This window comes from Microbacterium sp. SCN 69-37 (genome assembly GCF_001724435.1).
GTDB lineage: Bacteria > Actinomycetota > Actinomycetes > Actinomycetales > Microbacteriaceae > Microbacterium > Microbacterium laevaniformans.
The window spans coordinates 1-8,985 of the sequence record NZ_MEEL01000063.1 but is presented as its reverse complement, the minus strand read 5'-3'; the positions used below and the strand labels follow the sequence as shown (position 1 = coordinate 8,985).

Genomic DNA, 8,985 nt, shown 5'->3' with positions numbered 1-8,985 from the left:
TCCCTCACAGATAGGCCCGAGAAGTGTTACCACCAAACAACCCCGAAGCGTCACCGATCTCTTGATGCCGATCCGTCACCGATGTCCTGAGACATGACAACACTGTGAATGGAAACAAGGCCCGACAGAGCGCTTCATCCGGCGTCCCCGAACGCCGAATTGGCGCGTTTCGTGTGGCTTCACGCTCGACGAGATATTCAGCAATCTGCTCCCCACAGTCGGGTCGGCAACACGTAGCGCGTCTGCGGGCCGGCCTGCAGCGCGACGAGCGGCATCTGGGCGTTGAGGCGAGCCGCGACGGCATCCAGATCGTCGTCGAAGAGGTCGGCGTAGGTGTCGAGCGTCATCGCCGCCGACGCGTGCCCGAGCACCCGCTGCACGGCCTTCCCGTTGGCGCCCGAGCTGATCCCGACGCGGCGTTGTGGCGGAGGTCGTGCGGTGTGAGCCGCGGGATCGACGGGTCGACCATCTGTGCGCGCTGTACCGCGTTCGCGAACCAGCCTTGGCTGCCGGAGTTGCGCACGTGGTGGACGCCGTCGCCGAAAAGGAGACCTTCAGGTCCCTTGCCGGCGCACGCCTGCTGGATCATCGGGTCGAGGCGCTCGGGGTAGGGGACCGAGCGCGCCTTGTGCGTCTTTGGTGTGCCGACTTGGAGCTCATAGCCGACCATGACCGAGTTCTCTTCGATGGCCAAACATCGACGCAGTCGGTTCACGCTGCGCACGCAGAGCGCGGTCGCCGCGCCCCAGCGCAGGCCGGTGTAGGCGAGCGTCAGCACCATGGTCGGATGCCCCGAGCATGCGGCCAGCGTCCCGACCTGGTCGTGGCAGAGGTAGACGCGTCGCTTGCCCGGGCCTTTCCGAGGGAGGTTGCGGATGTTGTGGGCCGGCTTGCTCGCGAGGCGACGATCGTCGATCGCGACATCGAGGATGCCGGCGAGAACGCCGAGCGCACGGTTGACGACCGTACTCGACTTCCGCGTCGCGAAGTCGGACACCCAGTCCTGAACTTCAGAGCGCCGGATCGAATGGATCTCCCGATCTCCCCAAACGGGGGCGACGTGGTTCTTCCACGCACGTTCGAGCGTCATGCACTACGACGGCTTCGACTTGGGCGGCCGCTGGAGCGCCGCGAGCTGCCGGCGAACATCCGAACTGGAACACGGGACGACGTGGGGTCGATGTACTCGCCCTTCGACTTCGACCCCGTGACCATCGAGAGGTGGAGCTTCGCCTCGCGGATCGTCGTGAAGCCGCGATTCTCCGCCTCGGTGTGATCGGGCTTGCGATAGAGCACGCGGTAGCGTCGGCCCTTCGCCGTCTCGTACGGGGTGACGCTGCCCATCTCGACCTCCGAGTGTCGGACACTGGTGCTGTGTCGTCAACGTCGGTGAGACGATACGCCGCCCGATGGCAGCTTTCGACGGCGAATGCCTCTGGTGCGCTGACGCCGCATCGCATCAGGCGGTCTGTCTCACACGATTGCGCGTTGCGAGGAGGTATCGCACGCGACCCGCTGTCGACGCTCCCCAGTAGGATCTACCAATGTAACTGGAGGGTGCTCAATTGAACGATGACCGGCCACTGGTCAAGTCGCGGCAGCGTGTGGCTGACCATGGTGAGGTCTTCACGCCGCGCTGGCTCGTCAACGACATGCTCGATCTCGTCAAGGATGAAACGGAGCGCATCGACTCGCGGTTTCTCGAGCCTGCCTGTGGTTCGGGCAACTTCCTGGTACCGGTGCTTGAGCGCAAGCTCGCCGTCGTTGAGGCGCGCTACGGTAAGAGTGAGTTCGAGCAGCGTCACTATGCGCTATTTGGCCTGATGTGCATCTATGGAATCGAACTGCTGCCCGACAATGCCGTTGAGTGCCGCGAGAATCTCGCGGATACTGTCGTCCGTGTACTGAGACTGTCGAAGGACGACACGCTGGTGCACGCAGCGCGGGCCGTACTAGCGGTGAACATTGTCCAGGGCGACGCGCTCGCAATGACGGATGCCACGGGCGGGCCCATCGTCTTCCCGGAGTGGGGCTATCTCGGTCGGGGAAGATTTCAACGCCGTGACTTCCGCTTCGACGCGCTAACTCAGCGTTCGGCGGCATCTGGCACCCTCTTCGATGCCTTCGAGGAGCACGAGATTTTCACGCCGGTGCGTACTTACCCGGTCATGACCATCGCCGAGATCGCCGCCACGTAGGGGAGCACTGAATGAAGACCGATGTCGTCAAGCCGAGGGATGTGTTCTACAACCCGACGCGACTTACGGTTCCTTTGTTCCAGCGCCCGTACGTCTGGTCACAGCGCGAACAATGGGAGCCGCTCTGGGAGGACATCATCCGGCTGATCGATGTCATCGAGGGGCACAATCAGGAGGCGACCCACTTTCTCGGGGCGATTGTCATCCAGCAGATTCCGACGGGGCTCGGCGGGCTGCCGACGTGGAACGTCATCGACGGTCAGCAGCGTCTGACCACTCTGCAGTTGCTGCTCGACGCTCTGCACGCGCAGCTCGAGAAGCGGGACCTCACCGATCTCGCCGACCAGGTGCTCCGCCTCGTGGAGAATCCGCAAAGCTACCGCAAACGCGACCAGGATCGCTTCAAGCTATGGCCGACGAACCGCGATCGCGACGCGTTCGACGCGGTCATGTCGGCGTCCGCCCCCGTCGATTACGGGCCGCTCCCGACGTCGCGGCTTCGGGATGCGCACCGATTCTTCTCCGAGACGATCGACGCCTGGCTCGGGGAGAACGCAGAGCTACGTGCGACGCTGCTGGTGGGGGCGATCACCGATCGCCTCGAGATCGCGAGTATCCGCCTCGACGCTAACGAAGACGCTCAGGCGATCTTCGAAACGCTGAATGCCCGCGGCACGCCGCTCTCGGCCGCCGACCTCATCAAGAATTTCATCTTCCAGCAGATCGATTCCGCTGTCGCCGAGCGAGACTACCTCGCGAACTGGGCAGACTTCGAAACTCCTTGGTGGGAGACGGAGGTCACCTCGGGTCGCATCAAGAACCCACGGGCTTCGCTGTTTCTCTGGCAGTGGCTGATCGCGCGGACGTTGATGGACTTTCCCATCCGCGAGGTGTTCACGCAGTTCAAGCACTACGTCAACACGGTCGAGAAGGACGTCAGCGTCCTGTTGCCGCAGATCAAGGCAGCAGCCGACCACTACCGTGCGATCATCGAGGGCTCCGAGAACCCCATCGGCCCGCTGACGCGCTCCCAGCTGTTCAGTTACCGAGTCGGAACGCTCGACTCGGAGATCAGCCGACCGCTGCTGATCTGGCTGGACGAGCCGGAGCAAGCGGGCGTGACGGATGACGATCGCGCTCGCATCCTCGATCTGCTCGAGAGCTGGTTCGTGCGCCGTGCGCTTGTGAAGGCGCCGTCGCAAGGCTCCAACCGGTTCCTCGTCGACCTGATGCAGCACCTCAGCCGCCAGCTGAAGGACCGCCTCCCGGAAGCGGTCGAGCAGTTCCTCGTCGCCAGCCACACGGCGGTCGGATACTGGCCCGGCGACGCTGAGGTGCACACGGCACTCATCGATGCCAACGTGTACGGAAACTACCGCCGCAACCGCCTGCGGATGGTGCTCGAGGCTCTAGAAGACGCCAAACGCGGGTACCCGGGCGTCAACCCGCTCGCGATGGGGCCGATCGTGCGCGACAAGGCGACGATCGAACACCTCATGCCTCAGAAGTGGCGCGCGCACTGGGACGACGATCTCGACGAGGAACATCAGCTCGAGCGGGATCGCAGGATCCAGCAGCTCGGCAACCTCACCATTGTCACGCAGGCGCTCAATAGCAAGATCTCCAACGGTGCGTGGGGTCAGAAGCGCGCACATTTCGTGGCATCTGACGACGTTCTCATCACAAAGGAGGCGTTCGCGCTCGCGGACGATGCGGGGTGGAGCGAAGACGCGATCATCGCGCGTACCGGACGGATGATCAGTCAGATCTGTGCGATCTGGCCCGCGCCGGCAGGGCACGTGGGCCTCGAGGCGGCGCCGCCCACGCCTGTGACCCGCGCCAGCGTCGACATCGCCCAGCTCATCGCTGCGGGCTGGATGGAGGCCGGCACAGAACTCGTCCCGCGCCTGCAGGCGCGGAACGGCGCGCGGGCTGTCGTGTCTCAGGATGGGCGACTCTACATCGACGGTGTGGCCTACGACTCGCCTAGCGCAGCCGCCTTCGCTGTCTATACCGGGAAGGGCGGGGTCAACGGGTGGTGGTTCTGGGGTCTCGATGGCTCCGACCGGCGCCTCACGGATGTCCGCAGCGACTATCTCGATAGTCTCGGCGCGGATGCCGAGGCCGACGATGACGATGCGGCAACCGCCGAGGATGTGCTGACGTGACTGACATCACGCTCTCGCCCCGAGCCGCGTTCACGCTGCGCAGCCACAACCCCGATGTGCTCACATGCATCGCCAACTTGTCGAACGACGAGGTGTTCACCCCGCCCGAGCTCGCGAACCAGATGCTCGACACCGTCGCGGATGCCTGGGCCGCCGACAGCGGGGGAGCATCCATCTGGGAGAACCCGAACGTCACCTTCCTCGACCCTTTCACGAAGTCAGGGGTGTTCCTACGCGAGATCACGAGCCGGCTCACGGATGGGTTGGCCGCACAGATACCCGACCTTCAGGAGCGCGTCGACCACATCCTGACGAAGCAGGTGTACGGCATCGGCATCACGCAGCTGACAGCGCTGCTCGCACGGCGGAGCGTCTACTGCTCGAAGGATGCCACCGGGAAGCACTCCGTCGCGAAGACCTTCGATCGCGACTGGGGCAACATCTGGTTCGAGCGCACCGAGCACACCTGGGCGGGGGACAAGTGCGCGTACTGCGGGGCGGCGATAGGCGCGTGGGGGCGAGGCGACGAACTCGAGACCCACGCCTACGCTTTCATACACACCCTCGATATAAAGAAGCGCCTCGCGCAAATGTTTGGAGTCGAAGTGCAATTCGACGTGATTGTCGGCAACCCTCCGTATCAGCTGAACACGGATCAGGCCGACACCAAGATCACTGGGACCATCCCGCTTTATCACCTGTTCATCGACCAGGCGAAGCGCATGGAGCCGCGTCTGCTTAGCATGATCGTTCCAGCGCGCTGGATAGCGGGTGGCCGAGGACTGGATGAGTTCAGGGGCAGGATGTTAGCGGACCGCAGGATCCGCGACTTCGTGGACTTTCCTGTGGCGTCGGAGGTGTTTGGCACTGGCGTCGAGATCGGTGGCGGCGTTTGCTACTTCGTCTGGGACTCCTCGTACGATGGGCCAGCCGAGGTGGTGACCGTTCGTAGCGGAGAGCACTCTCAACCCTCGCGTCGCGATTTGGGCAGGCACGATGTTTTCATCCGGGACAGCGAGGGGGCGCAGATCGTCGACGAGGTTGCGGCGCTTGGAGAGCCTTCGGTCGCCGCTATCGCGAGTGGTCAAAAGCCGTTCGGAGTTTCAACAAATTTCGCGAACGTTAAGCCCGAGCGGGAGCCCGGTGACCTCGTTCTGCATTATGTCCGTCCAGGGCGGCGCCTTGCCGGACACATTGCTGGATCCGAAGTGATTCGCGGCTCGGCCCTGATTGATGCATGGAAGGTGTTTGTGCCGGAGGCATCCGATGGTCGAGGTACGGTCGGCTTCCGCCCTGCGGTCATTCTTGGGAAGCCAATCGTGGCGGGTCCGGGAGAGGTTTGCACTAACACCTATTTGGCCATCGGCCCGTTCGACTCCGAGGCCTCGGCTCGATCATTCGTGTCGTACTACACGACCAAGTTCTTCCGCTTCCTCGTATCTCTGCGAAAGATCACTCAACACGCGTCGAACTTCACGTACACCTGGGTGCCGCAGCAGTCCTGGGACCAGCGCTGGACTGACGAAGAGTTGTATCGCAAGTACGGACTCGACGAAGGGCAGATCGAGTACATCGAGTCGCAGATCAAGCCGATGACTCTGGACGACGAGGCGGCCGATGTCGAAGACTGAGGCCGATCTCCTCCCGCCGAAGCCCGAGTCGCGGCTGCGGATCTACGCGTACTCGATCGACGATGAGGCGCACAGTGGGCTGCTGAAGGTCGGGCAGACGACGCAGTCTGTCAAGAAGCGGGTCGCGCAGCAGACGAAGACCGCCGCGATCACGAACTACCAGATCGTCATCGATGAGCCGGCCGACAGGCCCGACGGGTCCTTCATCACCGACCACGATGTGCGTCGGCGGCTCAAGCAGAAGAAGTTCGCGAACCCGACTCTGGAATGGATGCGCTGCACCGCCGAGGATGTCCGCACGGCGATCGCCGAGCTGCGTGTCGGCAAGACGTTCGAGGGTACGCACCACGCGACGTTCTCGATGCGTGAGGAACAGGCATCCGCCGTCGAACGCACCCTGCAGTACTTCGCGAGCCGGTGGGCTGATGACGCCGACGCGGTTCCGGAGTTCCTCTGGAACGCGAAGATGCGGTTCGGCAAGACGTTTACGAGCTACCAGCTCGCCAAGCGGATGGGCGCAAATCGCGTGCTTGTCATGACCTTCAAACCTGCCGTCGAAGATGCGTGGGACACCGACCTGAGGACGCACGTCGACTTCGGGGGGTGGCAATACCGCTCGAGCAAGACGGGCGGCGACCCGGCATCCGTCGATCCCGATCGTCCGCTCGTGTTCTTCGGGTCGTTTCAAGACCTCATGGGGCGCGACAAGGCCGGCAACTTCAAGGCGAAGCACGCGTGGCTGACCGAACTGACGTGGGACCTCGTCGTCTTCGACGAGTACCACTTCGGCGCGTGGCGCGACTCGGCCAAAGAGCTGTTCGAAGGCGAGGACGACAAGGCCAAGAAGAAGGCCACCGAAGACGAGTTCAGCGCCGACCTCGAGACTTTCGCCGAGAACCTCGAAGAGGCCGGGCTCGAGGAGGATGCGTTCGTTCCCATCAAGGCCCGCTCGTATCTGTACCTCTCCGGCACGCCCTTCAAGGTGCTGAAGGAGGGGCGGTTCATCGAGGAGCAGATCTTCAACTGGACCTACACCGACGAGCAGCGTGCGAAGGGACTCTTCGCCGAAGAGCACGCCGACGACCCCAACCCCTACGCCTCGCTGCCCGAGATGCGCCTCCTCACGTACCAGATGCCCGAGGAGCTCGTCGCGATCGCGAGCCAGGGCGAGTTCGACGAGTTCGACCTGAACGCCTTCTTCGAGGCGACTGGCACCGGCGCTGACGCAGAGTTCGTGCACAAGCACGACGTGCAGAAGTGGCTCGAGATCATCCGCGGCAACTATGCGCCGACGCAGGTCGACTTTCTGAAGGCCGGGACGCGGCCGCCGTTCCCGTACTCCGACGTGCGGCTGCTGCCCTACCTGCAGCACTCCGTCTGGATGCTGCCGCGCACCGCGTCATGCGCCGCCATGGCCAACCTGCTCGCCGAACCGCAGAACGCGTTCTGGCGCGACTACCGGGTCGTGAACGTTTCGGCGCCCGGGGTCGGCGTCGGCCTCGACGCGCTTCCGCCCGTACGCGAGGCGATCGGCAGCGGCTTCGACACGAAGACCATCACCTTGACGGTCGGCAAGCTCACGACCGGGGTGACGGTTCCGCAGTGGTCGGCGATTCTGATGCTGCGCAACCTGCAGGCGCCAGAGACATACTTCCAGGCGGCGTTCCGCGTGCAGTCGCCGTGGACGATCCGCAACCCGGACGGCGATGACCCGTCGCGCGAGGTGATCCTGAAGCCCGTCTGCTACGTGTTCGACTTCGCGCCCACCCGGGCCCTCCGGCAGATGAGCGAGTACGGCATCGGGCTCGCGCCCGAGGAGCGCAATCCTGAGAAGGCCGTCGAAGAGCTCGTGAAGTTCCTGCCGGTGCTCGCCTATGACGGGTCGAACATGACGCAGGTGGATGCCGGCGGCATCCTCGACATCGCTATGGCCGGGACCTCGGCGACGCTCCTTGCCCGCAAGTGGGAGTCGGCGATTCTCGTCAACGTCGACAACACGACGCTGCGCCGCATCATGGGTAACCAGGCTGCGATGGATGCCGTGATGAACATCGAGGGTTTTCGCGCGCTCGGCTTGAACGTGTTCGAGACGGTCGTCAACAAGAGCGAGTCGGTGTCGAAGACCAAGAAGCAGAAGGGCGACGACCTGACCCCGTCGGAGAAGAAGGAGCTGAGCGCGGAGGAGAAGGAGTACAGGTCGAAGCGCAAGCAGATCCAAGAAAAGCTGATCAAGTTTGCGACGCGGATCCCGGCCTTCATGTATCTCACCGACTACCGCGAGAACACGCTCTACGACGTAATCACCAAGATCGAGCCCGATCTGTTCAAGTCGGTTACGGGTCTCACGGTCGAGGAGTTCCACCTGCTGGTGTCGCTCGGCGTCTTCAACGCCGGCCATATGAACCAGGCCGTCTTCGCCTTTCGTCGTTACGAGGATGCCTCGCTGTCGTACACCGGGATCGAGTCGCACAAGGGTCTACGTAGCTACGGACTCTACGACACCGTCGTCGCTGTGGAAGCTGTCTAGAGTGTCCATCGAATGCGGATATCGCATCTAGCGATGGTCGAGCATCACTCAAGCGGCGATCGATCCGAGATACGAAGCAGCTTCAGCAAGAGCACGAGCCGTAGGCAGTTGGAGTGCTCGCTGTACCGGGATGGATCAACGCCGCGCAGGAGTCGAATGGCTGGGGTTAGTCGCGTGGGCTGTGCCATACGTGTCGATAGATCGACTCGGTGTTCGCATGGGCAAGGAACTTGCCAAGGCGGGCCTCGTTATCGACCGGCGGTCGCCGATTCACAGCCCATACCTTTACCAGCAGTGGCTCAAGCGGAATGGGCGCACGGCCGCGAAAGTCATCGCGGCGCTCGATGAGGCGGCAATGACGGCGGGCTCTTCGGACATTCGGTGGGGGTGAGGCTCGCCGGGTGAGGTTCGGCGGGTAGGGGTCGAGGTCCCCGAGGATCAGTAGCGCCAACTGCTGCTCC

General features: G+C 63.4%; 8 protein-coding genes. 5 read left to right on the top strand and 3 right to left on the bottom strand.

The features are described from left to right. Positions 1 to 197: 197 nt before the first annotated feature. From ABS64_RS14380 to ABS64_RS14370, 3 genes are read right to left on the bottom strand one after another with little or no spacing between them, the layout of a single operon-like run. Positions 198 to 347, bottom strand: coding sequence for a hypothetical protein (locus ABS64_RS14380; RefSeq protein WP_292684441.1), 150 nt, complete (start codon positions 345 to 347; stop codon positions 198 to 200). Further along, a complete protein-coding gene (locus tag ABS64_RS14375; protein WP_292684439.1) occupies positions 344 to 1,090 on the bottom strand; it encodes a site-specific integrase in 747 nt (248 codons plus the stop codon). Before ABS64_RS14375 ends, ABS64_RS14380 begins: the two co-directional genes overlap by 4 nt. Continuing rightward, complete coding sequence (locus ABS64_RS14370; RefSeq protein WP_292684436.1) at positions 1,087 to 1,344, bottom strand: hypothetical protein; 258 nt, start codon at positions 1,342 to 1,344, stop codon at positions 1,087 to 1,089. The genes ABS64_RS14375 and ABS64_RS14370 overlap by 4 nt, the downstream gene beginning before the upstream one ends. A gap of 221 nt (positions 1,345 to 1,565) precedes the next feature. Here ABS64_RS14370 and ABS64_RS14365 point away from each other — a divergent pair, with 221 nt between their 5' ends. The 5 genes from ABS64_RS14365 (at position 1,566) to ABS64_RS14345 (ending at position 8,915) form a co-directional block, all read left to right on the top strand. Next, the gene (locus tag ABS64_RS14365) at positions 1,566 to 2,198 is read left to right on the top strand and encodes an N-6 DNA methylase (RefSeq protein WP_288121148.1); all 633 of its coding nucleotides are present in this window, start codon (positions 1,566 to 1,568) and stop codon (positions 2,196 to 2,198) included. Between the two features lie 11 nt (positions 2,199 to 2,209). Next, positions 2,210 to 4,366: a DUF262 domain-containing protein gene (locus ABS64_RS14360; RefSeq protein ID WP_292684434.1), complete on the top strand. Its 2,157-nt coding sequence runs from the start codon at positions 2,210 to 2,212 to the stop codon at positions 4,364 to 4,366. Next, positions 4,363 to 5,997: an Eco57I restriction-modification methylase domain-containing protein gene (locus ABS64_RS14355; protein ID WP_288121144.1), complete on the top strand. Its 1,635-nt coding sequence runs from the start codon at positions 4,363 to 4,365 to the stop codon at positions 5,995 to 5,997. The genes ABS64_RS14360 and ABS64_RS14355 overlap by 4 nt, the downstream gene beginning before the upstream one ends. After that, the gene (locus ABS64_RS14350) at positions 5,984 to 8,524 is read left to right on the top strand and encodes a GIY-YIG nuclease family protein (RefSeq protein WP_292684431.1); all 2,541 of its coding nucleotides are present in this window, start codon (positions 5,984 to 5,986) and stop codon (positions 8,522 to 8,524) included. Before ABS64_RS14355 ends, ABS64_RS14350 begins: the two co-directional genes overlap by 14 nt. Positions 8,525 to 8,741: 217 nt before the next feature. Next, positions 8,742 to 8,915, top strand: a complete 174-nt coding sequence (locus ABS64_RS14345; protein WP_292684429.1) for a hypothetical protein — start codon at positions 8,742 to 8,744, stop codon at positions 8,913 to 8,915. The last annotated feature ends 70 nt before the right edge of the window (positions 8,916 to 8,985 follow it).

Excerpts from the sequence above, each read along its gene's own strand:
- ABS64_RS14370 (WP_292684436.1), bottom strand. The coding sequence starts at position 1,344 with ATGGGCAGCGTCACCCCGTACGAGACGGCGAAGGGCCGACGCTACCGC.
- ABS64_RS14360 (WP_292684434.1), top strand. The coding sequence starts at position 2,210 with ATGAAGACCGATGTCGTCAAGCCGAGGGATGTGTTCTACAACCCGACG.
- ABS64_RS14375 (WP_292684439.1), bottom strand. The coding sequence starts at position 1,090 with ATGACGCTCGAACGTGCGTGGAAGAACCACGTCGCCCCCGTTTGGGGA.
- ABS64_RS14350 (WP_292684431.1), top strand. The coding sequence starts at position 5,984 with ATGTCGAAGACTGAGGCCGATCTCCTCCCGCCGAAGCCCGAGTCGCGG.
- ABS64_RS14380 (WP_292684441.1), bottom strand. The coding sequence starts at position 347 with ATGACGCTCGACACCTACGCCGACCTCTTCGACGACGATCTGGATGCC.
- ABS64_RS14345 (WP_292684429.1), top strand. The coding sequence starts at position 8,742 with ATGGGCAAGGAACTTGCCAAGGCGGGCCTCGTTATCGACCGGCGGTCG.